Source organism: Nocardioides silvaticus (assembly GCF_003160695.1).
GTDB lineage: Bacteria > Actinomycetota > Actinomycetes > Propionibacteriales > Nocardioidaceae > Nocardioides > Nocardioides silvaticus.
Map to the genome: position 1 here is coordinate 200,810 of NZ_QGDD01000005.1, position 26,669 is coordinate 227,478.

Annotated in this window: 27 protein-coding genes and 1 tRNA gene; 12 read left to right on the forward strand and 16 right to left on the reverse strand. The window is 72.2% G+C overall.

Translation table 11 applies throughout. The features are described from left to right. The first annotated feature begins 34 nt into the window (after positions 1-34). Positions 35-811, forward strand: a complete 777-nt coding sequence (locus tag DJ010_RS12775) for an SURF1 family protein (RefSeq protein WP_158283013.1) — start codon at positions 35-37, stop codon at positions 809-811. Further along, a complete protein-coding gene (locus DJ010_RS12780) occupies positions 808-1,143 on the forward strand; it encodes a DUF3817 domain-containing protein (protein WP_109694262.1) in 336 nt (111 codons plus the stop codon). The genes DJ010_RS12775 and DJ010_RS12780 overlap by 4 nt, the downstream gene beginning before the upstream one ends. Positions 1,144-1,156: 13 nt before the next feature. Here the strand turns inward: DJ010_RS12780 and DJ010_RS12785 are convergent, their stop codons facing one another. Further along, positions 1,157-1,714, reverse strand: a complete 558-nt coding sequence (locus DJ010_RS12785) for a hypothetical protein (protein ID WP_109694264.1) — start codon at positions 1,712-1,714, stop codon at positions 1,157-1,159. Positions 1,715-1,889: 175 nt separating this feature from the next. Between DJ010_RS12785 and DJ010_RS12790 the strand changes: the two genes are divergently transcribed. Both DJ010_RS12790 and DJ010_RS12795 read left to right on the forward strand, forming a co-directional pair. Next, positions 1,890-2,447, forward strand: a complete 558-nt coding sequence (locus tag DJ010_RS12790) for a peptidylprolyl isomerase (protein ID WP_109694266.1) — start codon at positions 1,890-1,892, stop codon at positions 2,445-2,447. Next, positions 2,448-3,440, forward strand: coding sequence for a rhomboid family intramembrane serine protease (locus DJ010_RS12795; protein WP_211318773.1), 993 nt, complete (start codon positions 2,448-2,450; stop codon positions 3,438-3,440). 73 nt (positions 3,441-3,513) lie between these two features. Here the strand turns inward: DJ010_RS12795 and DJ010_RS12800 are convergent, their stop codons facing one another. Next, on the reverse strand, positions 3,514-4,047 hold the full coding sequence (locus DJ010_RS12800) for a cell division protein CrgA (RefSeq protein WP_245927515.1): 534 nt from the start codon (positions 4,045-4,047) through the stop codon (positions 3,514-3,516). Between the two features lie 52 nt (positions 4,048-4,099). On the opposite strand from DJ010_RS12800, the gene DJ010_RS12805 reads away from it, so the two are divergent. Next, entirely contained in the window at positions 4,100-4,930 is an 831-nt protein-coding gene (locus DJ010_RS12805; protein ID WP_109694268.1) for a DUF881 domain-containing protein, read from the forward strand. 12 nt (positions 4,931-4,942) lie between these two features. Here the strand turns inward: DJ010_RS12805 and pknB are convergent, their stop codons facing one another. The 7 genes from pknB to DJ010_RS12840 all read right to left on the reverse strand — a co-directional run bounded on the left by pknB (position 4,943) and on the right by DJ010_RS12840 (position 14,137). Further along, positions 4,943-6,922, reverse strand: a complete 1,980-nt coding sequence (pknB, locus tag DJ010_RS12810; protein WP_170124643.1) for a Stk1 family PASTA domain-containing Ser/Thr kinase — start codon at positions 6,920-6,922, stop codon at positions 4,943-4,945. After that, the gene (locus tag DJ010_RS12815) at positions 6,919-8,439 is read right to left on the reverse strand and encodes a serine/threonine-protein kinase (RefSeq protein ID WP_109694270.1); all 1,521 of its coding nucleotides are present in this window, start codon (positions 8,437-8,439) and stop codon (positions 6,919-6,921) included. Before DJ010_RS12815 ends, pknB begins: the two co-directional genes overlap by 4 nt. Next, a complete protein-coding gene (locus tag DJ010_RS12820) occupies positions 8,432-9,928 on the reverse strand; it encodes a peptidoglycan D,D-transpeptidase FtsI family protein (protein WP_109694272.1) in 1,497 nt (498 codons plus the stop codon). Before DJ010_RS12820 ends, DJ010_RS12815 begins: the two co-directional genes overlap by 8 nt. A 61-nt stretch (positions 9,929-9,989) precedes the next feature. Beyond that, the gene (locus tag DJ010_RS12825) at positions 9,990-11,378 is read right to left on the reverse strand and encodes an FtsW/RodA/SpoVE family cell cycle protein (protein ID WP_109694274.1); all 1,389 of its coding nucleotides are present in this window, start codon (positions 11,376-11,378) and stop codon (positions 9,990-9,992) included. A gap of 9 nt (positions 11,379-11,387) precedes the next feature. Then, positions 11,388-12,929 carry a PP2C family protein-serine/threonine phosphatase gene (locus DJ010_RS12830; RefSeq protein ID WP_245927517.1) on the reverse strand — a complete coding sequence of 514 codons (1,542 nt, stop codon included), beginning with the start codon at positions 12,927-12,929 and terminating at the stop codon, positions 11,388-11,390. 4 nt (positions 12,930-12,933) lie between these two features. Further along, positions 12,934-13,404, reverse strand: a complete 471-nt coding sequence (locus DJ010_RS12835; protein ID WP_109694276.1) for an FHA domain-containing protein FhaB/FipA — start codon at positions 13,402-13,404, stop codon at positions 12,934-12,936. Beyond that, positions 13,397-14,137 carry an FHA domain-containing protein gene (locus DJ010_RS12840; RefSeq protein ID WP_109694278.1) on the reverse strand — a complete coding sequence of 247 codons (741 nt, stop codon included), beginning with the start codon at positions 14,135-14,137 and terminating at the stop codon, positions 13,397-13,399. Before DJ010_RS12840 ends, DJ010_RS12835 begins: the two co-directional genes overlap by 8 nt. Before the next feature lie 274 nt (positions 14,138-14,411). Here DJ010_RS12840 and DJ010_RS12845 point away from each other — a divergent pair. Together DJ010_RS12845 and DJ010_RS12850 are read left to right on the forward strand one after the other, a co-directional pair. Beyond that, positions 14,412-14,495: transfer RNA gene (locus DJ010_RS12845), tRNA-Leu, on the forward strand. 178 nt (positions 14,496-14,673) lie between these two features. Further along, positions 14,674-15,645 carry an alpha/beta fold hydrolase gene (locus DJ010_RS12850; protein WP_158283014.1) on the forward strand — a complete coding sequence of 324 codons (972 nt, stop codon included), beginning with the start codon at positions 14,674-14,676 and terminating at the stop codon, positions 15,643-15,645. A 139-nt stretch (positions 15,646-15,784) separates the two neighbouring features. Here the strand turns inward: DJ010_RS12850 and DJ010_RS12855 are convergent, their stop codons facing one another. After that, positions 15,785-16,492: a SanA/YdcF family protein gene (locus DJ010_RS12855; protein WP_109694282.1), complete on the reverse strand. Its 708-nt coding sequence runs from the start codon at positions 16,490-16,492 to the stop codon at positions 15,785-15,787. Positions 16,493-16,594: 102 nt separating this feature from the next. Beyond that, a complete protein-coding gene (locus tag DJ010_RS12860; protein WP_146207340.1) occupies positions 16,595-17,263 on the reverse strand; it encodes a hypothetical protein in 669 nt (222 codons plus the stop codon). A 157-nt stretch (positions 17,264-17,420) separates the two neighbouring features. Here DJ010_RS12860 and DJ010_RS12865 point away from each other — a divergent pair, with 157 nt between their 5' ends. Further along, positions 17,421-19,436 carry a sensor histidine kinase gene (locus DJ010_RS12865; RefSeq protein WP_146207341.1) on the forward strand — a complete coding sequence of 672 codons (2,016 nt, stop codon included), beginning with the start codon at positions 17,421-17,423 and terminating at the stop codon, positions 19,434-19,436. Next, positions 19,433-20,071 carry a response regulator transcription factor gene (locus DJ010_RS12870; protein ID WP_109694289.1) on the forward strand — a complete coding sequence of 213 codons (639 nt, stop codon included), beginning with the start codon at positions 19,433-19,435 and terminating at the stop codon, positions 20,069-20,071. The genes DJ010_RS12865 and DJ010_RS12870 overlap by 4 nt, the downstream gene beginning before the upstream one ends. A 109-nt stretch (positions 20,072-20,180) precedes the next feature. On the opposite strand, the gene DJ010_RS12875 is transcribed toward DJ010_RS12870, so the two are convergent. Next, positions 20,181-21,497, reverse strand: coding sequence for a flavin-containing monooxygenase (locus DJ010_RS12875; RefSeq protein ID WP_109694291.1), 1,317 nt, complete (start codon positions 21,495-21,497; stop codon positions 20,181-20,183). A gap of 87 nt (positions 21,498-21,584) precedes the next feature. On the opposite strand from DJ010_RS12875, the gene DJ010_RS12880 reads away from it, so the two are divergent. After that, positions 21,585-22,661, forward strand: a complete 1,077-nt coding sequence (locus DJ010_RS12880) for an NAD(P)H-dependent amine dehydrogenase family protein (protein ID WP_211318774.1) — start codon at positions 21,585-21,587, stop codon at positions 22,659-22,661. Between the two features lie 27 nt (positions 22,662-22,688). Here the strand turns inward: DJ010_RS12880 and DJ010_RS12885 are convergent, their stop codons facing one another. Beyond that, a complete protein-coding gene (locus DJ010_RS12885) occupies positions 22,689-23,177 on the reverse strand; it encodes a hypothetical protein (protein ID WP_146207342.1) in 489 nt (162 codons plus the stop codon). A gap of 196 nt (positions 23,178-23,373) precedes the next feature. Here DJ010_RS12885 and DJ010_RS12890 point away from each other — a divergent pair, with 196 nt between their 5' ends. Continuing rightward, complete coding sequence (locus DJ010_RS12890) at positions 23,374-23,607, forward strand: DUF7218 family protein (protein WP_109694296.1); 234 nt, start codon at positions 23,374-23,376, stop codon at positions 23,605-23,607. Positions 23,608-23,618: 11 nt separating this feature from the next. Here the strand turns inward: DJ010_RS12890 and DJ010_RS12895 are convergent, their stop codons facing one another. After that, positions 23,619-24,428 (reverse strand): MBL fold metallo-hydrolase, encoded by an 810-nt coding sequence (locus tag DJ010_RS12895; RefSeq protein WP_109694299.1) that lies wholly within the window; start codon positions 24,426-24,428, stop codon positions 23,619-23,621. 121 nt (positions 24,429-24,549) lie between these two features. On the opposite strand from DJ010_RS12895, the gene DJ010_RS12900 reads away from it, so the two are divergent. After that, positions 24,550-24,765, forward strand: a complete 216-nt coding sequence (locus tag DJ010_RS12900; RefSeq protein ID WP_109694546.1) for a DUF2188 domain-containing protein — start codon at positions 24,550-24,552, stop codon at positions 24,763-24,765. Positions 24,766-24,775: 10 nt separating this feature from the next. Here DJ010_RS12900 and DJ010_RS12905 read toward each other — a convergent pair whose 3' ends face one another. Continuing rightward, a complete protein-coding gene (locus DJ010_RS12905) occupies positions 24,776-25,429 on the reverse strand; it encodes a response regulator transcription factor (RefSeq protein ID WP_109694548.1) in 654 nt (217 codons plus the stop codon). Then, positions 25,414-26,664 (reverse strand): sensor histidine kinase, encoded by a 1,251-nt coding sequence (locus DJ010_RS12910; RefSeq protein ID WP_109694301.1) that lies wholly within the window; start codon positions 26,662-26,664, stop codon positions 25,414-25,416. Before DJ010_RS12910 ends, DJ010_RS12905 begins: the two co-directional genes overlap by 16 nt. Positions 26,665-26,669 lie beyond the last annotated feature (5 nt).

The window sequence follows — 26,669 nt, forward strand, 5'->3', positions numbered from 1 at the left end:
GTTGGTGCCGAGTGCCGCTCATTACGCTGAGGTGGTGATCGCGTGGTGGAGCCCCCGGTTGTGGGGAGCCCACCTCCTGGCGATCGCGTGCGCGACCGCGGCGGTCTGGCTCGGCTTCTGGCAGTACGACGCCTGGCAGGCCCATCGCGAGGCCGAGCGGGTCGACATCACCAACGATGACCCGGCGCCGCTCACCGACGTGCTCGGGCCCGACGACCCGTTCCCGGCGGAGCACGTCGGCCGGCCGGTGACCGTCGAGGGCACCTGGCTGCCCGAGGGCACGGTCCTGGTGTCCGGTCGACGGGAGGACGGCGGCTCCGGTCCGGACGGCAGCTGGGTGGTGACCCCGCTCGCCGTCGGGGGTGCCGGGGAGCCGGCGATCCCCGTCGTCCGCGGCTGGCTCGCAGGCGAGGACCCCGCGACCGCGCCCGCACCGCCCACCGGTGATGCGTCCGTCGTCGGGTGGCTGCAGCCGGGCGAGGGCACGGGCGCGGCCGACGAGGACCCGACCGACGACGTGCTGCCGCAGCTGCGGATCGCGGACCTGGTCCAGCGCGTCGACGTGGACCTCTACGGCGGCTACGTCGTCGTCGACCCGGAGGCGACCGAGAAGGGTGCCGGCGGCAATGCCGGCACCGGCGAGCTGGCCCCGGCCACGCTCGACCAGCTGCCGCCGGCGAGCACGTTCACCGGCTGGCGCAATCTCGCCTATGCCATCGAGTGGTGGCTGTTCGCCGCGTTCGCGCTGTTCCTCTGGTGGAGGTACGTCCGCGAGGCGCTCGACGAGGGGGCGGTAGGTTCGACGGCGTGAACGGCCTCTTCAAGACCTACCGCGTGCTGGCGTTCGTGGTCGGCGTGCTGCTCGTCGTCGGCGCCGTCGCGTCGTTGCTGAAGTACGGCCTGCCGGACGGCGGATCTCTGCAGCAGCTCGGTGACGACCTGACTCCGGTCTGGCTCATCCACGGCTGGATCTACATGGTCTACGTCGTCGTGGCGTTCGTGCTCACGCAGAAGGCGGGCTGGCCGCTGCCGCGCTTCCTGCTGATGATGGTCGCGGGCCTGGTGCCCGGCCTGATCTTCTGGGTCGAGCGCCGCGTCGCCCACCAGCTCCGGGACGAGAACCCGGAGCTGGCGAGCGCCTAGCCGGACGGCCCGCTCAGGAGTTCTTCGACTCCTCGGGAAGCGGATCGGTCAGCGGGTCGGCCCCGGCCTCGTCGATAGGTGCCTCGTCGGGCACCGACTGCACCGGGGGCGGCGTCGTCGAGGCCGACGGGCTCGGCGGCGGCGCGGGGTCGTACGACGACTGCCAGCCGCCGTTGTCGCCACTGCCCGCCTGCAGCCGCTTGGCCACGACGGCGACGATGCCGCCGATCGCGCCGAGCATCAGCAGCGTCTTGATCTTGGAGCGCTTCTTCGGTTTGTTCGACCCGGAGAGCTCGGCCGCCTTGGTCTCGGCGAACGCCTTGGCGTCGGTGGCCTTCGCGGCGACCGTCGCCGCGCCCGCGGCCACCATCGGCGCCGCCTTCTTCTTGGCGTCGGAGATGACCGGGGCTGCCTTGTCCCTGGCGTCGGCGATCACCGGGGCTGCCTTCTCCCTTGCATCGGCGAGAGCCGGCCGTGCAGTGTCCTGCACGAAGTCCTTCGCCTGGTCGACCGCTGCCCCGACGTACTGCTCAGCCTGCTCGAGGAGCGTCTTCTTCTTGCGCAGTCCCATTGCGGAAACCTTTCCGAGTTCGCGGACGGACCCTGGCTGGGTTCGTTACCCCATCCCACCACGCACAGACCGTGCGGACCACCGCGCGTCGGGCCCCCCGTAGGATCGTTCGCGAGCGTGCGGGCACCGGTGCCCGCCCCGAGCAAGCCCCCGACAGCAAGGGCGAAAGGGAGTCATGGCGGACCAGCAGGCCATCCTGAAGACCAACAAGGGCGACATCACGATCAACCTGTTCCCCAACGAGGCTCCGCGCACCGTGCAGAGCTTCGTCGGGCTGGCGACCGGCAACCCGGTCGAGGTGTCCTCCGACGGCCCGTTCCGCCCCTCCCCCCGCGAGGGATCGGCCGGCAACACCCCGTTCTACGACGGCCTCGGCTTCCACCGGATCATCCCCGGCTTCATGATCCAGGGCGGCTGCCCGCAGGGCACCGGCACCGGCGGCCCCGGCTACACCTTCGACGACGAGGTGCAGTCCGGCCTCACCTTCGACAAGCCCTACCTGCTCGCGATGGCGAACGCCGGCACCCAGGGCGGCCGCGGCACCAACGGCTCGCAGTTCTTCATCACCGTCGGTGCGACCACGTGGCTCAACGGCAAGCACACCATCTTCGGCGAGGTCGCCGACCAGGCCGGCCGCGACGTCGTCGACGCGATCGCCGCGGTGCCGACCGGTGCCGCGGACAAGCCGGTCGAGCCGGTCGTCATCGAGTCGGTCCAGATCGTCGGAGCCTGAGTGACGGACCCGTCGGACCCGTCGGACCCGTCGGACCCGTCGGACCCGTCGGACCCGTCGGGCCCGCCGGCGACGCCGGGCGGGGTGCCGACCTGCTACCGGCACCCCGACCGCGAGACCTACGTCCGCTGCCAGCGGTGCGAGAGGCCGATCTGCCCTGACTGCATGCGGGACGCCTCGGTCGGCTTCCAGTGCCCCGACTGCGTCAAGGAGGGGGCGAAGGCCACCCGCCAGGGCCTCCTGCCGTACGGCGGCAAGCGGTCCGGCGACCCGCGGCTGACCTCGTTCGTCCTCATCGGGATCAACGCCGCGGTGTGGCTGGCGATCCTGGCGACCGGGTGGGCCAAGAGCACGCTGGTCGACCGGCTGGCGCTGCTGCCGACCGGGACCTGCACCTCGCAGGACAACCCCGGCCAGTTCTACCCGCGGGTCGACTCCTCGGCGGTGTGCGACACCGTCGCCGACGGTCGGTGGTTCCCGGGCGTCAGCGAGGGCGCGTACTGGCAGCTGTTCACCAGCATGTTCAGCCAGGTCGAGATCTGGCACATCGGCCTCAACATGGCCGTGCTCTGGTTCCTCGGCCCGCAGCTGGAGAGCATCCTCGGCCGGGTCCGGTTTGTGGCGCTCTACCTCGTCGCCGGGCTGGCCGGCTCGGTCTGTGTCTACTGGTTCGCCGACGAGAACACCGCGACCCTCGGCGCGTCCGGCGCGATCTTCGGGCTGATGGGCGCGTTGCTCGTCGTGCTCCACAAGATCGGCGGCAACATCCAGGCGATCGTGCCTTGGCTGGTCGTCAACGCCGTGTTCACGTTCCTCGTGCCCGGCGTCTCGTGGCAGGGCCACCTCGGCGGGTTCCTCGGTGGCCTGGTGGTCACCGGCGCCATCGTCTACGCACCGAAGGCCAACCGCGCGCGGCTACAGACGCTCGGCGTCACCGTGGTCGTCGTCCTGCTCGCCGCGGCGACGGTCGCGCGGACCGCGGTGCTGACCTGATCCCACAGGTTTCCCCACAGGTGTGGGTAACTACATCGATGTAGTTATCCAGAGAGTGTGGACAACCTGTGGACTACTCCCACTTGGTGGCGAAGGTGAACCCGACCGCCATGAACGCGATGCCGACGAACAGGTTCTTCTGCTCGAGGTCGTTGAACACCGCGAGGTCCTGGGCGTTGTCGCCGGTGCCGACGATGTAGTAGGTGCAGATCCACAGCAGGCCGATGAGGAAGCAGCCGAGCATGCCGACCACGACGCCGCGGCCGCGGCCGAGCGGGGTCGAGGGGTGGGCGGCGATGATCAGGCCGAGCATGATGGCGGCGAAGCCGATCAGGTAGTTCCACTCCTGCAGGTCGCCCACGAAGTTCCAGCCGGTGACCACGCCGGGCTCGAACGACTCGGGGTCGAGGGCCGGCTTGTCGTCGTCGCCGAAGCCCGCGACCGGGCGGACGCCGATGTAGTAGTACGCGATCCAGGCGATGCCGCCGAGCATGAGCACGAGCGAGACCAGGAAGCGAGGGCTGAACGTCGGCCCGCTCGAGGGGTCCTTGAACGCATCCCGTTCGGTCTTGTCCGAACGCTTGAGGTTCGGGCGGGGGATCTTCACGGCTCTGGGCTCCTCAGTCACGACGTACCTGTCGGCGCCTACCCTAGACACCATGACGGGCGCGCACACGGCTGGGCCGACGCCGGAGCCTCCGCCCACCCCGCAGTCGACCCCCCAGCCGACCCCGCCCCCGACCCGTCCGAAGCGCCCGCTCGCGTGGCGGGTGGGCACGCCGGTCGTGGGCGTCGTCGTCGGAGCGTTGTTCGTCATCTCCGCCGCCGACAGCCGCGGCACCGACCTGCGTCCGGGCCGCTACACCGATCTGGCCGGCCTCGTCGAGGCCGACGCCGCGGACTACGAGAAGGTCCGGCAGCGGCTGGAGAGCCTCGAGGACGACGTGGACGAACTCACCGAGGACGTCAGCTCGCTGAGCGTACGGCGCGCGCGGGCCCGGTTCGAGGACCTCAAGGACCCGGCCGGCCTGGTGCCGCGCAGCGGGCCCGGCCTCTCGATCTCGCTCAGCGACTCCCCGGAGGAGCTGCTCGACGAAGCGGTCGCGCACGACGTCAGGCTCTCCCAGCTGGTCGTGCACCAGCAGGACATCCAGGCCGTCGTCAACGCGCTCTGGGCCGGCGGCGCCACCGCGGTCACCGTGGCCGGCCAGCGGATCGTCTCGACCACCGGCATCAAGTGCGAGGGCCCGGTCGTGCAGCTGCAGGGCGTGCCCTACCCCCAGCCCTACGTCATCGAGGCGGTCGGCGACCCCGTCGAGCTCTCGGCGGCCCTCGACGACGACCCGCTGGTGACCGGCTACCGCTCGGACGCGGCCAACCCCTACATCCGCATCGGCTGGGAGATGCACGTCGAGTCCGACATCGAGGCGCCGGCGTACGACGGCCTCCTCGACGTCCGCTACGCCACGCCCATCGGCGGCAGCAGCTGACGCCGCGCGGCGTCAGTCGTCGCCCCGGCCGTTCCCGTTGCCGTTCCCGTTGCCGTTCCCGTTGCCCAGCGGCGGGAAGCTCAGCGGGTCGTTCGGGTCGGTGCCCTGAGCGACCTCGTCCCCGTCGCTGAAGGTGTCGCCGTCGCTGTCGGGGTTGTTGGGGTCGGTGCCGAGCGCCGTCTCGTCGGCGTCGGGGAGGCCGTCGCCGTCGGTGTCGGTGTCGGACGGCGGGGCGGAGGTGGTCGGCTCCTCGTAGACCGACACGAAGATGGTGACCGTCTCGCCCTGGTCGAGCTCCTCGCCCTCACCGGGGATGACGTCGGTGACCTCGCCCTTCGGCGCCTCGGAGGCAGGGTCCTCGCGGACGTCGACCTCGAAGCCGGCCTCGATGATCAGCCGCTCGGCCTGGCCCTGGCGGAGCCCGATCACCTCGGGCACGGTCTCGGGGCCGTCGGAGACGCACAGCGTGACCGAGTCGTCCTTGCCGACCGACGCCTCGGGCTGCGGAGTCTGCTCGACCACGGTGCCGGCGTCGTCGTCGGTGTCGCACTCCTCGGGGGCGATCGCGATGTTCTTGCGCTTGATGCCGGCCGCGACCAGCTCGTCGACGGCGACCCGCTCCAGCTTGCCGGTCACGTCGGGCATGGCGAAGTCGCACGGTCCGCTGCTCAGCACCAGCGTCACCTCGGAGCCGGGGTCGACGTAGCTGTCGCCCTGCGGGTCCTGGTCGACGACCGAGCCGGCGTCGTACTGGTCGTCGCACTGGCGCTGCTTGTCGTCGACGGCCAGTCCCTCGTCGGCGAGCTCCTCGCGCGCGACGTCGCGCTCGAGGCCGAGGACCGAGGGCACCTTCACGTCGGTCGGCTCGTCGGGGAACAGCTTGGGCCAGGCCACGAACGCGGCGACGAGGAGGGCGAGGACCAGCAGGCCCAGCACCAGCCACAGCCAGACCTTGCGGCTGCGGCCGTTCTCGTCGGCCGGCGGCACCGGCTGCTGGCGGACCATCGTGTCGGGCTCGCCGGGACCGCCGCCGGCCGGGACCACCGCGGTCGCGCCGCCGGGCGGGTCCGCGGGCGGCGGCGGCAAGACCACCGAGACCGGGCGGCCGGCGAGGTAGCGCTCGATGTCGGCGCGCATCTGGGCGGCCGACTGGTAGCGGTCCTCGACCCGCTTCGCCAGGGACTTCATGACGATCGCGTCGATGTCGGGCGTCAGGTCGGCGTCGTGGTGCGACGGCGGCACGGCGGGCTCGCGCACGTGCTGGTAGGCGACCGCGACCGGGCTGTCGCCCACGAACGGCGGCCGGCCGGTGAGCAGCTCGTAGAGCAGGCAGCCGGCGGAGTAGACGTCGGAGCGGGAGTCGACGGACTCCCCGCGCGCCTGTTCGGGGGAGAGGTACTGCGCGGTGCCGACCACGGCGGCGGTCTGGGTCATCGAGGACGCCGCGTCGCTGATGGCGCGGGCGATGCCGAAGTCCATCACCTTCACGTCCCCGGACGGGGTCAGCATCACGTTGCCGGGCTTGATGTCGCGGTGGATGATCCCTGCGCGGTGGCTGTAGTCGAGGGCCGAGAGCACGCCGCTGGTGATCTCGAGGGCCCGCTCGGGGAGGATCTTCCGGCCCTCGCGGAGGATGTCGCGCAGGGTCCGTCCGGCGACGTACTCCATGACGATGTAGGGCTGCGAGACCGTCTCGCCGTGCTCGACCCGCTGCTCCTCACCGGTGTCGTAGACGGCGACGATGGCGGGGTGGTTGAGGGAGGCCGAGGACTGCGCCTCGCGCCGGAACCGCGCCTGGAAGGTCGCGTCGCTGGCCAGGTCGGTGCGCAGCCGCTTGACCGCGACGACGCGGCCGAGGCGGGTGTCGATGCCCTTGCGCACCTCGGCCATGCCACCACGACCGAGCAGCTCCCCCAGCTGGTAGCGCCCCCCGACCGTGCCCGATCCCTGCCCGGTGCCTCCGGGCGGGTCCGTAGGCCCGGCGTTGCTCATCCCTCGCCACCTTCCGTCGATTCCGTGGTTCCAGTCTCCGTGGTCGTCGAGTCCGTGGGCGCCGTCGTCTCGGTGGTCGGCGTGGTGGCGGGGGGAGCGCCCCAGTAGTGGACGTCGACCGCGGACCCGACCTCCAGCTCGCCGGTGGGGTTCACGCTGAGCACGTCGTCCTCGTCCTGGTCACCGGGGTTGGCGTCCTCGATGAGCCGCGGGGCCAGGCCGAGCAGCTGCAGCTCGCGCTCGACCTCGCTGACGGGTCGGCCCACGTAGTCGGACTCGTCGATGGTGACCATCTCCGGCGCCGTCGTGGTCGGCGCCGTCGACGTCGGCTCGCTCGAGGTCTCCTCGGTCGTCGCCTCGGACGTCCGGGACGCCGTGCGCGAGGGCCGGTCGTCGGCCGCCGGGTCGTCCTCGTCGTCACCGGTCAGCAGCGCGACGGCCGCGAGCGCGGCCGCGACGAGCACCAGCACCAGCAGCACGGCGGCGATCCACGCTCGCGACTTCCGCTCCTCGGGAGCGGGCTCGCCACGGTAGGCCTCGGCCCGGTCCAGCCGCGGGGTGGGCGCGGCGGGCGCGGGCGCGACGACCGGGATCGACGGCTGGGCCGGGGTCGACGGCAGGACGGCGGTCGCGTCGTCCTCCGGCGCGGGCGCCACGACCGGCGGCGCGACGTCCTCGCCGCGCAGCGCCGCCGCCAGCACGGCGCCGTCGGCGTACCGCTCGGACGGTTCCTTGGCGAGGGAGCGGGTGACGATGGCGCGCAGGTCGGCGGGCAGGTCCTCGGGCAGGTCGGGCACCGGCTGCTGGAGGTGGGCGAGGGCGGTCGCGACCGGCGTCTCGGCCTCGAACGGCCGCCGGCCGACCAGGCACTCGAACGCCACCACCCCGAGCGCGTAGACGTCGGATGCCGGCACCGCCGGGTTGCCGCGGGCCTGCTCCGGCGAGAGGTACTGGGGCGTGCCCATCACCGCGCCGGTGCGGGTGATCTGCGCGTCGTCGGCAGCGCGGGCGATGCCGAAGTCGGTGACCTTGACCCGTCGGTCGGGGGTGATCAGCAGGTTGGCCGGCTTCACGTCGCGGTGGACGATGCCCGCCCGGTGCGCCACCGCCAGCGCGTCGGCAGTCTGGGTGACCAGGTCGCGGACGACCTCGGGATCGAGGGTGCGTCCGCTGTCGCGGGCCTGGGCGAGCAGCGTCGAGAGCGGCTGCCCCTCGACCAGCTCCATGACGAGGTACGGCGCGTCGGCGCCGTCGGGGTCGGAGGAGTAGTCGAAGACCCCGGCGATGCCCGGGTGCTGCAGGGCGGCCGCGTTGCGGGCCTCGGTGTCGAACCGGGTGCGGAACTGCGGGTCGTCGGCGAACTCGTGCTTGAGCACCTTCACCGCGACCGGCCGGTTGAGCCGGGTGTCGGTCGCCCGCCACACCACGCCCATGCCGCCGGTGGCGATCCGCTGCTCGAGGCGGTAGCGCTGCGCCGAGTCGGCGTACTGCTCGGGACGTCCGGTCTGGTCAGTCATCGAGGACCGCCTCCATCACTGCCTTCGCGATCGGACCGCCGAGCTGGCCACCGGCGATCTCCTTGCCCGGCGCCTCCTGGATCATCACGGCCACCGCGACCTCGGCGTCCTCGGCCGGGGCGAAGGAGACGAACCAGCCGTACGGCGGCTCGCCCGGCACGCCGCGCTGCGCGGTTCCGGTCTTGCCCGCCACCGTGACGCCGGGGATCTGGGCCGGCGAGGCGGTTCCGTTGTCCACGGTCTCGACCATCAGGTCGGTGACCTGGTCGGCCGTCGTCGGGGAGACCGCGTCGCGGATCTCGTCGGGGTCGGTGCGCTCGAGGGTCTCGTACTCCGCCGACTGCACCTCGTCGACCAGGTAGGGCCGCATCAAGGTGCCGCGGTTGCCGAGCGCCGCGACCACCATCGCCATCTGCAGCGGCGTGGCCTGGACCTCGAACTGGCCGAAGCCGGTCTGCGCGGTCTGGGCGTCGTTGAGGTCCTCGCCGTCCTCGCCGCTCGGGTAGATCGACTGCACCTGCGGCGTGAGGTCGAGCAGGTAGTCGCTGTTGAAGCCGAAGGCCTCGGCCTGCTCGCGCATCTTCTCCGGCCCGAGCTCGACGGCCATCTTGGCGAACGCGGTGTTGCACGACTGCGCCATCGCGGTGCCGAACGAGACCTCCTCGGGGTTGCAGAGGAAGCGCCCCTCGTTGTCGATCACGTTGTTCTCGCCGGTGGTGCCGGGCGTCTGCCAGGTCGCGCCGGACGGCACGTCGTCGTCGGCGGAGTAGAGCCCCTCCTCGATCGCCGCGGCCGCGGTGACCACCTTGAACGTCGACCCCGGGAACAGCCGGGTCTGGATCGCCCGGTTGACCAGCGGCTCCTTGTCGTCGGCGTCGAGCCGGTCGTAGTTGCGCTGGAAGGCGTTGAAGTCGTGCGTGGTCAGCTCGTTGGGGTCGTACGACGGCAGCGAGACCATCGCGAGGATCCGTCCGGTCTTGGGCTCGATGGCCACGACCGACCCCTCGCCCTCGGGTCCGACGGTCTGCAGGAGCGCGTCGTACGCCGCCTGCTGTGCGGCCGGGTCGAGCGTCAGCAGGACGTTGCCGCCCTTGTTGCTCTGGTTCTGCGCGAGGTCGATGAGGCGGGTGACGAACAGCCGGTCGTCCTCGCCGGACAGCACGGCGTTCTGCGAGGCCTCGATGCCGGTCTGGCTGCCCAGGGTGAGGTAGCCGGTGATGTTCGCGTACATGAGGGGCTTCGGGTAGACCCGGAGGTACTTGTACCGGTCGTCGTACTCCCGGCTGCGGGCGATCGCGAGCTGGTCCCGGCCCTCGCCGACGAGGATGTCGCCGCGCTCGCGGCTGAACGCCGCCTCGGCGACGCGCGCGTTGAGCGGGTCTTCGTTCAGTTCGTCGGCGTGCCAGAACTGGAGGTAGGTCACGTTGACCATCAGCGCCAGGAAGAGGAACAGGCAGAAGATGGAGACGGTCCGGATCGGCCGGTTCACGAGGGCTTCACCGTCTTCCGGCGCTCGTTGGTCGAGCTTGTCGAGACCATTGTCGAGACCCTCACGAGGGCTTCACCGTCTTCACGACCTGGGTCTCGTTCAGGTCGGGGTCGTCGGCCTCCTCGCTGATGGCGGGCACGGGCCGCCGGGCGTGGTCGGAGATGCGGAGCAGCAACGCGATGATCACCCAGTTCGCGACGAGCGACGACCCGCCGTAGGAGAGGAACGGTGTGGTGAGACCGGTCAGCGGGATCAGCCGGGTGACCCCGCCGATGACGACGAACACCTGGAGCGCGAGGACGCCGGCGAGGCCGGTCGCGACCAGCTTGCCGAAGCCGTCGCGGGAGATCAGCGCGGCCCGGAGGGCGCGCTCGACGATGAGGCCGTAGAGCAGCAGGATCGCGATGACCGCGGTCAGGCCGAGCTCCTCGCCGATCGCGGCCATGATGAAGTCGGACTCCGACTCCGGCACGCGCGACGGCATCCCCTCACCGAGGCCACGGCCGATCAGCCCGCCCCATGCGAACCCGTAGAGCGCCTGCACCAGCTGGTAGCCGTCGCCGTTGCGGTCGGCGAACGGGTCGAGCCAGATGTCCACCCGCTGCTGCACGTGGGCGAAGATCTGGAACGCCACGGCCGCGCCGCCGAAGAACATGGCGCCCCCGACGACCAGCCACCCCGGCCGCTCGGTCGCGACGTAGAGCATGATCAGGAACAGGCCGAAGAACAGGAGGCTCGAGCCCAGGTCCTTCTGCAGGATCAGGATGCCGAGGCTGACGACCCACATCACGAGGATCGGCCCGAGGTCGCGGCCGCGCGGGAAGTCGATGAACAGCAGCCGGCGGCCGGCCAGCGCGAGCGCGTCGCGGTGCACGACCAAGTAGCCGGCGAACGTGACCACCAGCAGCACCTTGGCGACCTCGCCCGGCTGGAAGCCGAGCGGTCCGACCTGGATCCAGATCCGGGCCCCGTTCACCTCGTTGCCGATGACCGGCAGCATCGGGAGGATCAGCAGCACGATCGCGGCCAGTCCGGCGGTGTAGGTGAAGCGGGCGAGCACCCGGTGGTCCGGCAGGAAGACGAGGGTCGCGACGAACAGCGCGACGCCGACCGTCATCCAGATCAGCTGTTGGTCCGCGCGGCCGCTGTCCTCGGCCAGGTCGATCCGGTGGATCACGGCCAGCCCCATGCCGTTGAGCGCGGCGACGATCGGCAGCAGCACCGGGTCGGCGTACGGCGCCACCAGGCGGACCACGACGTGGGCGGCGACGACGAGCGCGGCCAGCCAGCCGCCGTACCCCACCAGGTTGGTGGGGACCTCCCCGTCGACGCCCAGCCCGACGGAGGCGTAGGCGCCGATCCCCACGACGAGCGCGAGGATCAGCAAGAACAGCTCGGCGCCCCGTCGGCGACGGTGCACGAACTGCAGGAGGCTGGCGTTGGCGGCCACGTGTGGGTCCTACCCCTCCTCGCCGGTGCCGTCGGCGGGCATCATGCGCTCGGCGAGGTTGCGCACGATCGTCGCCGCGTCCTCGTAGTCGTCGGCGGCGATGCCCTCGTCGACGTCGTCGCGCGCGGACTCCGGCAGGTCCTCGACCGCCAGGTCGCTGGTGCGGTAGACGCTGGACAGGCCGGGGACGCCGTCGATGCCGCGGTAGACCGCGACCTGGCCCTCGTGCTCGCTGACGTAGTACTGCTGCTGGGTCCACCAGTACGCCGACGCCAGCGCCACCCACACGAGGCCGAGCCCCACGGCAGCGGCCATCAGCCGGCGCAGCCAGGTGAAGCGGCGGGGCGCGAGCGGCGCGTAGCGGTAGGCCTCCGGATCGGCCGGCGGGTCGTCGACGATCGCGTACTCGACGCCGGCGGGCATGTCGGGGATCTCGGCATCGATCGGCTCGAGCTCGCCGGTGTCGCCGGAGCGGTGGCCGCGGAACAGGCCGCGGGGGGCGCGGCGCTTCAGCTCCGCGGCGGCCCCGACGATCATCGGCTCGAGGTCGGCGTACGCCGGATCGGCGGTCGCGGTCTCCGCGGTGAGCACGTCGGCCACGACGCAGGTGACGTTGTCGGAGCTGCCGGCGTCGAGGCTGGCGCGCACCAGCTCGATCGCCGCGAACTCCGGCGAACCGCTGGCCAGGATGTCGGCCATCCGGGCGTCGTCGAGCACGCCGCACGCGCCGTCGCTGCAGAGGAAGACCCGGTCGCCGGGGGCGAGCGCGATGGCGAACAGGTCGGGCTCCACCTCGTGCAGCCCGTCGAGCGCCTTGAGGATCAGGTTGCGGTGCGGGTGGACCCGCGCCTCCTCCTCGGTGATCCGACCCTCGTCGATGAGGCTCTGCACGAACGTGTGGTCGCTGGTGATCTGAGACAGCTCGCCGCCCCGCAGCAGGTAGGCGCGGGAGTCGCCGATGTGCCCGACCGCGATCCGCTGCCCGTCGAAGAGCGCGACCGTCGCCGTCGTGCTCGTGCCGTTGAGGGAGGCGTCCTGGTAGACCTGCGCGGCGATCGAGTCGTGCGCCTCGTGCAGGCCGTCCGACACCCGGACGATCGGGTCGCTGCTGCCGGGCGGCTCGTCGAGCTGGCGCAGCTCGTTGACCGCGGTGCTGGAGGCGATGTCACCGCGGGCGGCGCCGCCGACGCCGTCGCAGACGGCCAGCAGCCACGGGCCGGCGTAGCCGGAGTCCTGGTTGTCCTTGCGCACCCGGCCGACGTCGGACACGGCGTAGTAGGAGAGGCGCAGCAGGTCCGCGGGGTCCTCGGCGACGGTGTCGCCGTCCACCGGGGCCGGCGGCGGGTCGGGGGCGTCGACGGTCGGGCCGTCGGGCGGCAGCACCGGCGGGGCGTCGGCGCCGGGGAGCGGACGCATCATCGTCAGGTCGGCCGGGGCGCCCTCGGGTGGCGTCGGCAGGTCGGGAGCCGGTGGCTGCTCGTCCGGCGGCGGTTCGCTCGGGGGAGCCGGCTGGCCGGGCTCGTCCGGGAGCTGGTGGTCGTCTGACGTCAACGGTCTACTTCCTCAGCTCCAGGATCGTCTTGCCGATGCGGACCTGTGCTCCGAGCCCGATGGTGGTGGGCTGCGTGATGCGCTGGGCCCCGAGGTAGGTGCCGTTGGTGGAGCCGAGGTCCTCGACGTACCACTGGTCGCCGGAGGCGACGATCCGCGCGTGCCGGGTGGAGACGTAGTCGTCGTCGAGACGGATCGCCGCGTCGTTGCCGCGGCCGATGAGGATCGGCGCCTCGGCGAGGCTCGCGGTCGCACCGCTGTTCTGGCCCTGGATGACCGCGACGTGGGTCGGCGAGCCGCGCCGCTTCGGGGGCGCCTTCTGCTTCGGCGGCTTGGGCGCGGGCGGCGCGCCCGCCGCCGACGGCAGCCGCGCGCCGAACATGTCGGACCGGATCACGGAGATCGCGGAGAGCACGAAGATCCAGAGGATCGCCAGGTAGGCGATCCGCACGAGGAACAGCGTGAGCTCAGACATCGGCGACCTCCTCCTCGAGCAGACGGACGACCAGGGACGTGTGGCCGACCTGCACGCGAGAGCCGTCGCCGAGCTCCGCCCGGCTCACCTTGCGGCCGTCGACGGTGATGCCGTTGGTGGAGCCCATGTCGTGGACCTCGATCTGGAGCGGGCCGGCGCCGGGAGCCCCAGTACCCACCGACTGCGCGGTCACCAGGAACTCCGCGTGCCGCCTGCTCACGCCGGGGTCGTTGATCCGGAGGTCGGCCTCGCTGCCGCGCCCGACCACCAGGCCCGGAGGCTGGAGCGGGTGGCGGGTGCCGTTGACCTCGAGCACCGCGCGGGTGCGCTGCCGGGTGGTGTAGCGGGCGTGCCCGCTCACGCTGGCCTCCGCCCTGCTCAGCACCCGGAACCGCCCGGTGCCGAGGTCCTCGGCGGTGACGAACTCGATCTTGATCGGCCCGGGGAACACGTAGGCCTGGAGGTCGGCGTGCTCCTGCAGCTGCTCGGCGAGCTCGGTCGAGAGGGCGGACTCGTACGGCGCGATCCGCTCCAGGTCACCTTGCGAGAGCTCGACCGCGAACGCGTTCGGCACCAGCCGCCGCTCCCGCGACAGCACCTGCGCCTTGTTGTCGAGCTCGCGTTGAAGGGCCGCCGCGATCTCCACCGGCTGCACCGCGCTGCGGAAGGTGCGGGCGAAGACGCCGGAGATCGCCTGCTCCAGCTTGTGCTCGAAGCGCTGCAGTCCGCCCACCCTGGGCCCTCCTTCCGGCTGATCGCACACCACTCGACCCGACCGTGCCGGGTTCCGTCGATCGTATCGGTGAGCGCCCCAGGGCCGTCCGAGGCACGAGGACGGACCTGGACCCAGGCGCCAGGTCGAGTCGGCGAGCAAGCGCGAGCCTGCGAGCGGTTGCTACCGCCGTATCGAGACCAGGTGGCCGGACGCAACGGACCTGACCGTCAGTTTGGGAGCCCCGCGAACCCTGGGATAGCCTTGCCCGGCTGTCAGCATCAGGGACGGCGACGCGCGAGTGGCGGAATAGGCAGACGCGCACGGTTCAGGTCCGTGTGTCCGAGAGGACGTGGGGGTTCAACTCCCCCCTCGCGCACGTGTGACAGGCCCCGGGTCCTCGGATCCGGGGCCTGGTCGTTTTCGAGACCCCGGCACCGCCGTCTCGCCGGCCGCCTGGCCCGGCAGCGTGGGTTGCTCCCGTTCCAATCGGGTACTGGCGGCGAGCAGCGGTTGTGAGCCCAGCCGACGTCCCCGTACTCGATCAGGAGCCGGCCGTGCCTCAGCCTTCTCGTCCTGCCCAGTCCGCGTTCCTCGACATCGGCGGCCCGGTCCATGTGGCAGACCACGGCGGCCCTCCGGGTGCGCCGGTCCTGCTCTGCGTCCACGGGCTCGGCGCTTCCGCCGTCAGCTGGGGGCGGTTCGCCGACGCTCTCACGTCCGACCACCGCGTGCTCGCCGTGGACCTTCCCGGGCACGGACTCTCGCCCCGGGCCGGCCGCTCGGTCGCAGTGCGGGACAACGCACGGTTGTTGCACGAGGTCCTCGCCGCGGTGGGCCCCGCTGTGTTGGTCGGTCACTCCATGGGCGGTGCCCTTGCGATGCTGCAGGCGTCGAGTCGTCCTGCCCACGTGCGGGGGCTCGTGCTGCTGGCGCTGCCGATGCCGCGGGTGCCTTGGGAGCCCATGACGCCGGCGCTCGCGCTCCGGGTGGCCCTGTGTGCCTGGCCATGGCTGGGACGCACTGCCTTGGCCACCCGTTTCCGACGGCTGGGACCCGAGGAGTTCGTACGGCGGGCGCTCGCGCTGACGTGTTCCTCGGCCGAGGCGGTGGACGAGGAGACACGACAGCTGCTCGTCCAACGGGCCGAGGTGGGCGACGCCGACGATCACGCGACGTTCGTGGAGGCTGCGAGTTCGGTCGGCTTGCTGGTGGCGCGCGCCGCCGTGTACCGGCGGACGATCGCCGCCGTCCCGACTCCTGGCATGGTCGTGCACGGCGGCCTCGACCGGCTGGTCCCGGCTGCCGGCCTGGACGAGCTGGCCGCGCTGCAGCCCGGCTGGACGACGGCCGTGATGCCCGGCGTGGGTCACTCTCCGCACCTGGAAGCCCCGGACGAGGTCGCCGGTCAGGTGCGCGCCTTCACCCGGACGCTCGCGACGGCGCGGCGCCCGATCGGGACATCAGCGCACCTCACGCCTCGACGGTCCGCGGTTCTCGAGGTCCGCGAGGAGGCGATCGTTCGATGAGGTCCCTCAGAGAGGCGTTCCATCGTCATTGGTTCTTCCTGCTGCTCGGCTACGACGGTCGGCGGCCCAGCTCGCGCCGCGAGCGGCTCGGGGCCGCCGTCCGTCGCGCAGATCGGCGCGCCTCTCCGGCGCCTGCCGATCATCCCGTCGGGATCCGGGTCGGGCCAGAGAGGGGCGGCGTCGCCCAGGAAGCCCGGCCGTCGCCCGTGATCGGGATCGTGGGGCCACCGGTGACGCCGGGTCGCCAGATCGCCTCGCCGAGTCCCCGGACCCGGGCGAGCAGCTCTCGTCCCCAGCGCCCGCCGTCGCCGATGGCATAGCCCTGGATGTCGATGCCGGCGGCGAGGCCGAGGTCGACCGCCCGGGCTACGTAGGTGCCCTGGGTGACGACCACGGCGGTCTCGACCTCGAAGATCTCCTTCGCTCTTCGCATGGTGTGCCACGTGCTGAAGCCGGCATAGTCGGTGAACACGTCCTCCGCGGGCACGCCGGCGGCGAGCACGGCGTCGCGCATCGCGTCCGGCTCGTTGTAGGTGGCCGTGCCGTTGTCACCCGAGACGAGCACCTTGTCGACCGTGCCGTCCCGGTACAGGGCGGTCGCGGCCTCGACCCGCTCGGCCACGACCCGGCCGAGAGATCCGTCGTCGCGCACGCGGGAACCCGGAACGATCGCCACCTGGACGCGGTCGAGATCGTCCGGGTCGGTCGTCACCCGGTCACTGGTCCGGCTCACCACGACCGCGTTGGCGGCGGCGACGACGACTGCTCCGAGCACGACGCCGACCACACAGGCGCGCAGCACGGCCTTCCGCCAGCGGCTCGTGGGACGAGTCCGGTGGAACGGCATTGCGTCCTCCTGATGTTCGGCGACGCCCGCGTCCCGCGAGAAGGCGCCGTGCTGTCGTCTCCATGGTGACCGACGCGCAGAGCGTTACCCAGGACCTTCCGGTCAGGAGGCCACCGGCGCACGTGCCGGCAGCCGCCGGCCCCGCTCGGTGCCGAGGGAGGTCGGCCCGGCCAGTACCTGCTTTGCGACGAGGAACGCCGCCACTGCGAGGAGGACGAAGCCGACGGAGCCGAGCACGGAGCCGGGCGACGCCGGCGCGAGCGTCGCTCCGGCGCCGACGCCGTAGAGCACCGCCTGCCAGGTCGGGACCGCCCGGCCGACGACGAGGGCCACGGAGAGCAGGATCACGCCCACGGCCGTGCCGAGGATCCCGACCGGGACCAGGTAGGCCTCGGGGGACGCGAGATGCTCGTCGGTCACGGCGAGGGCCGCTTGTCGGTCGAGCTCGGTGGCGACCCGCATCACACCGGCCTCGATGCTGAACGCGACCACGAGCGCGACACCGCCGACCACCGCCAGCACGGTTCCCGCCGTCGCCCACCGCCGCCCCCGGCCCGGCACCAGCGAGCGCACCACGACGGCGGACGGGATGGTCAGCAGCGCGGCGGACGCGGCGACGAGGTGGACGGCGTACCACTTCCACGGGTCGGCCGCGGCCGCGGCGAGATAGCTCTCGGCGGTGAGCTCGACCTCGGGATGGCCGAAGGCGTTGCCGACGAGCAGAAGCGGCCACAACGCGACGACGGCCGCCTGGAGCACACGAGCGGACATGATTTCCTCCTGGGTGGATCGGGTGCGACCACTGTCGCCGCGTCCGCCGGTGCTCGGAACGGACAGGAGGTCTCGACGTCGCCGGGGCGTCGCGTCCCGGTCGGTTCGGGACTCCGTGTCCCCGGCGGAACGGACGGTTTGGTGGGATTCTGTGACGGTGAGCCAGTGGGTGGCCCGACTGCGACGGGCGGCGCCGTACCTCGCCCCCGTCGCCGGCGCCGGGAGCGTGGCGCTCGGCGTCGCCGCCCTGGCCGTGCACGGGATCCAGGGTCCCGACTGGTCGGCCGACGTCGACCCGTTCTGGCACACCGTCGTCGTGTGGTGCGTCGTCGTGGGCGGGGTCGGCGCGCTCCTCGCCCGGTTCCGCCCCGAGCACCCGTTCGGCTGGCTCGCGGTGCTCGCGGGCTGGCTGCTCGGGAGCAGCGAGGTCGCCCTCGTGGTCGCCGCCCTCAGCGGCCCGCCGGGGGTCGACCGGTGGCTGCTGTGGCTGGGCAGCTGGCTGTGGCTGCCGGGCTACGCACTCCTGGCGACCGTCGCCCTCACCCTGCTGCCCGACGGACGGCTGCCGTCGCCGCGCTGGCGGCCGGTGTTGGTCGCCCAGACGGTGGTGGTCGTGGTGGCGACGGCACTCGAGGCGGTGACGCCCTGGGAGCGCCTCGACCCGCCGATGCGCACGAGCGGCCTCACCAACCCGCTCGAGGTCGCCGCGGTGGCCGGCGTCCGGTCGGCCGGGCCGGCGCTGGTCGCGGCGGCGGCGCTGGTCGCGGTCTCTGCCCTGCTCCTCCGGGTACGCAGCGCCCGCGGGGCCGACCGGTGGCGGCTGCTCCCGATCGCCGTCGGCGCCGCGCTCGCGGTGGCGGTGGCCCTCAGCGCCGCGGCCGCACCCGACAGCTGGGGGCCGTGGGTGGCCGCGACGAGCGTCGTACCGCTCGTCGCTGGTATCGGGCTGGCGGTGCTGCAGGGCGAGCTGGTCGGGGCCGACGCGGCCATCGGCCGGTCGGTCGCCTACGCCGCCCTCACCGCGGTGGTCGTCGCGGGCTACCTCGCCGTGGTCGGAGCGGTGGGGGCGAGCGTCGGCGGCCCCACCGCGCTGCTCGCCATCGTGCTGGTCGGGGTCACCCTCCACCCGGCCCAGCAGCTGGTGCAGCGACAGGTCAACCGCCTCCTCTACGGGAGAAGGGACGACCCGACGCAGGTGCTCGCGGCGTTCGGGCAACGCCTCGAGGGCATGGGCTCCGCCGAGCCCGGCGGCGAGGGACTGCCCGGGCTGGCGCACACGCTCGCGGACACGCTCCGCCTGCCCTACGTCGCGGTCACCGTCAACGACGAGGTCGTCTCCCGGGCGGGGAGCCCTGCTGGAGTGGCGGTCTCGGAACGACTCGTCCACCGCGGTGAGGACGTCGGCGAGCTGCACGTGAGCCCGCGCCGGGGCGAACCGACCCTCTCCGCCGCCGACCGTCGCGTGCTCGCGGGCCTGCGGCCGGCGCTGGCGGCGGCTGTGCACAGCCTGCGGATGACCCGCGACGTGGTCCGGTCGCGCGCGGCGATCGCGGAGGCACGGGACGCCGAGCGCGAGCGGCTGCGCCGCGATCTCCACGACGACGTCGGTCCCACGCTGGCCGCGCTCGTCATGCAGCTCGACCTCGCCCGCGAGCAGGTGGCGGCCGATCCGGCGGCCGCCGAGGCGCTGCTCGACCGGATCAAGGAGGGCGTCACCGGCGTCGTCGACTCCACCCGGCGGATCGCGCACGACCTCGGTCCGCGCGACCTCGACGACGCCGACCTGCGCGCGGCGCTCACCGAGGTGGTCGACCGGTTCTCTGCCGGCCCGGTCCTGATCAGCGCGGACCTCGCCGACACCGGCCCGCTGTCGGAGGGAGCGGAGACCGCGATCCTCCGCGCCACCGCGGAGGCGCTGGCCAACGTCGTCCGGCACAGCGGTGCGCAGACCTGCCGGGTGGCGCTCGGGCGCGAGAACGGCCAGGTGACGCTGACCGTCAGCGACGACGGGATCGGGATCACCGGCGCGGAGACGCCGGGGCTCGGGCTGCGCTCGTTGCGGGCCCGGGCCGAGCAGCTGGGGGGCCGCTGCGACATAGCCAGCTCCGGTGCCGGCACGACCGTCACGCTCCGGCTGCCGGCCCATGCCGCCGACGGAGGTGGGCCTGCGTGACGACGGTCCTCGTCGCCGACGACCACCCGATGTTCCGCGACGGCCTGGTCGCGGCGCTCCGCTCCCTGCCCGACGTCGAGGTGGTCGGCGAGCACGCCGACGGACGCAGCGCGCTGGAGGGCGTCCTCGCCCACGCGCCCGACGTGGCCGTCCTCGACATCGACATGCCGGAGATGAACGGCGTCGACGTCTGTCGCGCCATCGCCCGGGCCGCACCCGGCACCCGCGTGCTCGTCCTCACCATGATGGACACCGACGCCTCCATCTCCGCGGCCCTCCGCGCGGGCGCGCGGGGCTACCTCCTCAAGGGCGCCGACCGGTCGGAGATCGCTCGCGCGCTCACCGTGCTGGTCGAGGGCGGCATCTACCTGCCGGCTGCCGTCGCCGCACGGGTGCCGACGATCCTCGACCACACCGGCGACCGGCCTTTCCCCGACCTGTCGCCGCGCGAGCACGAGGTGCTCGAGCTGGTCGCGACCGGCCTGTCCAACAGTGCGATCGCCGCCCGGCTCTACCTGTCGCCCAAGACCGTGCGCAACCTGGTCTCGACGGTCCTCACCAAGATCCACGCCGACGACCGGCTGCACGCGATCGAGCTGGCCCGGGCGGCGGGGCTGGGCCGCCCGCTCGGGTGAGCTCACCCCTCCAGTCCGTGCACCAACGCCCGTCTGTGCAGCGGGGACCGTGCTTGGGGTGGCGATCGGCGGCGGTTCCGGGAGGGATCAGCCGGCTTCCCGCCGACTGCTACCCGCGGACGGCGTCATAAGTGCCCGGCACCAGGTCGGCCCAACCCATCTCGCGGCGGACCCTGGCGAGGTGCTTCCTGTAGGCGGTGGCGTCGACGTAGCTGCGGTGCCGGGCGGAGTCGACGAACGTGATCCCGCCGGTCAGCGGGGTGTCGTCCGTCGCGATCATCCGCGCGAACGCGCGCGCCCGCGCCGGTCGCTGCGCCTGGTCGCGCAGGTGCTGCGCCACGACGTTGCTGACGTGGTCGAACAGCGTGTAGGCGCTGGAGTTCGTCTCGAGGTAGCCGAGCCCGATCAGGTTCGGGTGCTCCCTGCTGAAGGTGTTGAGGTAGAGCTGCGGGCGGCCCTGGTCCCAGCTGAACAGGTGCTCGGCGTACGGCGCCGCCCAGTCGTAGCCGGTCGCGCAGAGGACGAGGTCGATCTCCTCGGTGGTGCCGTCGACGAAGCGCACCTTGTCGCCGTCGAGGCGCTCGACGTCGGCCTTGACCCGCACGTCGCCGTGCTGGAGGTGGTGCACCAGCTGGCTGTTGAGCAGCGGGTGCGTCTCGAAGAGCCTGTGGTCCGGCTTCGGCAGGCCGAGCCGCGTCAGGTCGCCCTGCAGCACCCGCAGCAGCGCCTGGAACACGGGCCGCTCGATGCGCAGCGGCAGCTGCGGCCCGGTCTCGGCGAACTCGTCGGTCGGGATCCCGAAGATGTGCTTGGGGATGACGTGGTAGCCGCGCCGGACGCTGACGAACGCCGCGTCCGCAGTGGCCGCCGCGTCGCAGGCGATGTCGGCGCCGGAGTTGCCCAGCCCGACGACCAGTACCCGCTTGCCGCGGAACTCCGCCGGGTCGCGGTAGGTCACCGCGTGCCGCACCTCACCGGCGAAGGCGCCGTCGTACGTCGGTTGCCGGGGTGCCCACGTCACGCCGGTCGCGCAGATCACCGCCCCGTAGTCGTGGGTGGTGCCGTCGTCGAGCGTGACCCGGTATCCGTTCGCGTTCTGGTCCACTCGGTCGACGCCGGTGCCGAACCGGATGCTCTCCCGCAGCCCGTACGACGCCGCGAAGTCCCGCGTGTACCGGAGGATCTGCCGGTTGCTCGGGTAGTCCGGGAACGACTCGGGCATCGGGAAGTCGAAGAAGCCCGACGTCTTCCGCGACGAGATGAAGTGCGCGGACTCGTACATCGGGGTGCCGGGGTTGTCGAGGTCCCAGATGCCGCCGACGTCGGTGTGGCGCTCGTACTGGTCGTAGGGGAGTCCCCAACGTCGGAGGGCCCGGGCGGCGGACAGCCCCGCCGGACCGGCGCCGATGATGCAGGTGCGGATCATGATGGCAAGCGTGACGGATCAGCGACGGCGGCGGCGGGCAGTCGGTGGATCTTGACCGTGCGCTCCGGCTCTGACTGGATTCGGGGCGTGACGATCCGAGTGGTGCAGTGGGCGACCGGTGGCGTGGGGAAGGCGGCGATCGAGGCGGTGCTGTCCCATCCCGACCTGGAGCTGGTCGGCGCATGGGTGCACTCGGAGGGCAAGCACGGCAAGGACGTCGGCGAGCTGATTGGCGGCGGACCGGTCGGCGTGCGGGCGACGACCAGCGCCGAGGAGATCCTCGCGCTCGACGCCGACTGCGTGGTCTACAGCCCGCTGCTGCCGCGCGAGGACGAGGTGGTGGCGCTGCTGCGGTCCGGCAAGAACGTGGTGACGCCGGTCGGCTGGGTCTACCCCGATCCCGACGGCTGCGGCGCGATCCGCGAGGCATGCGCGGAGGGCGGTACGACGCTGCACGGCACCGGCATCCACCCGGGCGGCATCACCGAGCGGTTCCCGCTCATGGTCTCCGCGATCAGCGCCCGGGTCACGCACGTGCGGGCCGAGGAGTTCAGCGACATCCGCACCTACGACGCGCCCGACGTCGTCCGCCACATCATGGGGTTCGGGGTGCCGCCCGAGCAGGCGATGGGCGGCCCGATCGTCGACCTGTTGGGCGCCGGCTTCAGGATGTCGGTCCGGATGGTCGCCGACGAGATGGGCTTCGACATCGATCCCGAGCTCGACACGGTGCAGGAGGTCGCGGTCGCCACGCAGCCGCTCGACACTCCGGTCGGCACCATCGAGCCCGGGCAGGTCGCAGCACGGAAGTTCCACTGGCGAGCGCTCGTCGACGGCGTCCCCGTCGTCACCGCCAGCGTGAACTGGTTCATGGGCGAGGAGCACTTCGACCCGCCCTGGAGCTTCGGTCCCGAGGGGGAGCGGTTCGAGGTCGAGATCACCGGGGACCCCGACGTGAAGGTGACGTTCAAGGGCCTCCAGCCGGAGACGGTCGAGGAGGGCCTGGTCCGCAATCCCGGCATCGTGGTGACGGCCAACCACTGCGTCAGTGCCATCCCGTACGTCGTCGCCGCCGCACCGGGCATCAAGACCTACCTCGACCTCCCGCTGCTCGCCGGCCGGGCGGCACCGCAACTGGGACGCGGAAGGGGCCCCGGGTCGTGACCCGGAGCCCCTTCGATCGCGGATGGGCTACTTGCACTCGAGCGGCGAGAACGTGGAGTCGCCGTTCTTCTTCTTCACCTCAGCCGAGCCGCAGAGGGTGTACGCGCCGAAGTACGGAACCGCACCCTTGGTGTTCTCGGGCAGCATGTTGGCGCCGTTCTTCGATGCTGTGAACGAGATCATCGCGTTGTTGATGTCGGTGTCGCCGGCAGGCAGCACGTAGCACTTGACCTCGTTCCAGACGTTGGCCCGGTAACCGTCGATACCGCTGGGCCGCGCGCTGGCGGTCAGCGTGTAACGGACGAAGTTGGGCGTCACGCGGTTCGCCTGGAACTTGCAGGTGGCGACCTGGTCGACGTTCTTCAGCGTGAGGATCTTCTGCTTCGGCGTCAGGGTGATGGCCGCGTCGACCGGCGGGCCGAGGAGAGAGCCGCTCAGGACCATGAGACCGGCAGCGAGGGCGGCGACGACCCCGAAGCGCCGCTTGGTGTGAGTCTTTCTGCGATGCGTTGCCATGAGGATCACTTTCTGTCGGTGATCCCTCCCCAAAATCGCACGCTAGTGACGTTTTCTGATAACAACCTCGATTCTGCGGTTTTCAACGTTTTCTTTACTTTCGGCACCCGAAGGGTGGGCGCCGTACTCCGGTCGACGGTTGTGGCTGGCCGGCCCGGGTACCGCCTCATCTCCAGCTTCCGACGATGGAGGAGCCATGCCGAGCAAGTCCGCGAACGTGAAGAACGAGAAGCAGTACGAGGCGCTCAAGGACAAGGGGATGTCCAAGCAGCGCGCCGCGAAGATCGCCAACACCCCCGACGCCTCGAAGAAGGGCGGCAAGGCCAGCGGCAGCGGCAAGAAGAACTCCGACAGCAGTCAGGGCGGCACGACCGCCCAGAAGAAGAAGGCCGGCAGCAAGGGCGGCAAGGCGGCCGCCAAGAAGAGCTGACCTGACGGAGGTCAGCGCGCCGACCCGCGCTCCGGAGTCAGCGAGATGGTCTCGCCGCGACCGACCGGGTGGATCCTCCCGGCCCAGCCGTCCTCCTCGGCGCGGGCGAGGAACGCCTCGAGCGGGGACTTGAAGACGCGGTAGTCGTCGTAGTGCACCGGCACCGCGCGGTCCGGCCAGGCCCGGCGCAGGAAGTCGAGACCCTGGGCCGCATCCATCGTCACGGTGTGGAAGAGGACCCGGGTGCCGCCCAGGTGGACGACCGCGGTGTCGATGTGGGGGAAGCGCGCGGCGATCTCCGAGACGTGCTCCCCGGTGAGGGTGTCGCCGCTGATGTAGATCCGCTGCCGGAGCTGGCCGGAGACCCGGTGCTCCAGGATCGAGCCCATCACCGGGGGCAGCAAGCTGCCCATGACGCCGCGAGCGTGGACCCCGGGCACGGCCCGGACCGTCAGCGTCTCGTCGCCCTTCGTCAGGCTCGTGTCCTCCCAGGTGTCGAGGGCCTCGGTCTCGAAGCCCCAGCGGCGCAGCCTCCGGGCGGCCGGCGGGGTGGTCAGCACCGGTTGGTCACGCACCAGCTCGCGTCTCGCCACCCGGTCGAAGTGGTCGCCGTGGAGGTGGGACAGCACGACGGCGTCGAGCGGCGGCAGGTCGGCGGGCTGGAGCGCGGGCTCGGTGAGCCGGCGCGACCAGAGCCCCTTGCCGAGGTAGGCCCGCTGGCCCCGGTGCAGGAAGTTGGGGTCGGTGAGCACGGTGAAGCCGCCGATCCGCAGGATCGTGGTGGCGGTGCCGATGAACGTCAGTGAGTCGTCGTCGTACATCCGGATCCTCTCCTCGCCGCGGACCGTGGAGCAGTACCCGGGGTGACCTTCGGCACTCACCCGGTGTGTGCCCCGCCGGATCGGGAACCTCCACCGCCGCACCCGGAACGAGGAGGTCGTGATGGCTGACGGAGACGTCGAGACCGTCTACGAGGACGGTCAGTGGACGAACCTGGTCGTCGGCGAGGGCCTGAGCCACCTGCTGTTCGAGACGCAGGACAAGGCCGTCGCGGAGGGCCGCCGCCTGGCCAAGGACGCCGGGGTCGACCACGTCGTCAGGGCCGAGGACGGCACCGAGCTGGAGCGCACGTCCTACGCCGAGGAGCACACCGGCTGATGGCGGGCAGCTACCCCCGCAGGTAGGCGAGGACGGCGGAGACCCGGCGGTCGGTGCCGGGGTCGAGGCGGAGCTTGGCGAAGATGCCGCCGACGTGCTTGCGGACCGCGGCCTCGCTGACGACGAGCGCCTCGGCGATCGCTCCGTTGGTGCGACCCTCGGCCATGAGGGCGAGCACCTCCCGTTCGCGGTCGGTGAGGGACGCGAGCGGCCCGTCGTCGCGGCGGCGTCCGAGCAGCTGCCGCACCACCTGCGGATCGACGACGGTCTCGCCGTCGGCGACGCGGTCGAGGCTGTCGAGGAACTCCCGCACGTGGCCGACCCGGTCCTTGAGCAGGTAGCCGATGCCCCCGCCCGGCGCCGAGTCGAGCAGCTCGGCGACGTAGGCGTCGGCGACGTACGCCGAGAGCACCATGATCGCGATCTCCGGGTGGTCGGCCCGGATGGCCGCCGCCGCGCGCAGACCCTCGACGCTGTGGTCGGGCGGCATCCGGATGTCGGTGACGACGGTGTCGGGACGGGCGTGCGCGACGTACGCCAGCAGTGCCTCGGCGTCGCCGACCGCGGCGACGACCTCGTGCCCGGCCTTCTCGAGGATGCCGACGAGACCCTCGCGGAGGAGCGCGGCGTCCTCGGCGAGCACGATCCTCAGCCGACCAGGCACGGGCACTCCATCCTGACCTCGGTCGGCCCCCCGTCCGGGCTGTGCACCTGCAGCCGGCCGCCGAGCGCGTCGAGCCGGATCCGCAGGCCGACCAGCCCGGAGCCGGCCGTCTCGTCCGCGCCACCCACGCCGTCGTCGACGACGGTGACGACGAGCCGGCCGTCGCGCTGCCACGCGTGCACCTCGGCCCGGCGTGCCCGCGAGTGCCGGCTGACGTTGGTGAGGGCCTCGCTGACGACGAAGTACGCCGCCGCCTCGACCGGTGCCGGCAACCGGTCGGGCAGCGTGATGTCCACGGTCACCGGCACCGAGGACCGGTCCGCCAGCTCGTGCACGGCGGCCGCCAGCCCGTGGTCGACCAGCACGCGCGGGTGGATCCCGCGGACCGTGCCGCGCAGCTCCTCCAGCGCCAGCTCGGCCTGTCGACGGGCGGCCCGCACCAGGGTCTGCCCCTCGCCCTCGGGCACCTCGAGCTCGGCCCGGCCGAGAGTCATCGTCAGCGCCACCAGCCGTTGCTGCGCGCCGTCGTGGAGGTCGCGCTCGATCCGCCGGCGCTCGGTCTCGAAGGCGTCGACCAGGTCGATCCGGGAGCGGCGCAGCTCGGCCACGGCGGCGGCGAGCCGGGCCTCCTGCGGGTCGAGGAGCAGCCGGGCGAGCGCGCCCTGGGCAGCCGCCAGCAGGGTGATCAGGTAGGCCGCGAGCACGAGCGCCAGCACGCCCGCCGCGAACCCGAGGACGCCGTCGAGCGCCGTGTCGAGGTGCCAGCCGAACACGTTCATCTCGTCGGTGGTCCGCAGCCACGGCGCGAGCAGGAGCACCGCAGGCAGCGACAGCAGCACGATCAGCACCAGCGCGTCGACCGGCCACAGCAGCCCGCTGAGCAGCACCGCGTAACCCACCTCTGCCCACGACACCGGCACCCGGCGACCGGCGCGAAGCCGCTCGCCGAGCGAGGTGCCGGTTGCCGGGCGCGGCCGGACCAACGCCAGCCGGCGCCGCTCCAGTACGCCGAGCAGCCCGGTCAGCAGCGGGATCCCCGCCAGCACCGCGACCCCCACCACGACCACCACCGTCGCCGCGCCGAGCAGCAGCGTCGTCGCCAGCACGACCAGGGTCGCGAGCCCGATCGGCGCCGACGTCGCGAGGTAGGCGAGGGACCGCCACGGCCAGGCGGAGGTCAGGAGCCGCCACGGGTGGCCGCGTACGGCGGACCACGCGTCGGGGGCTCGGCTCATGGCTC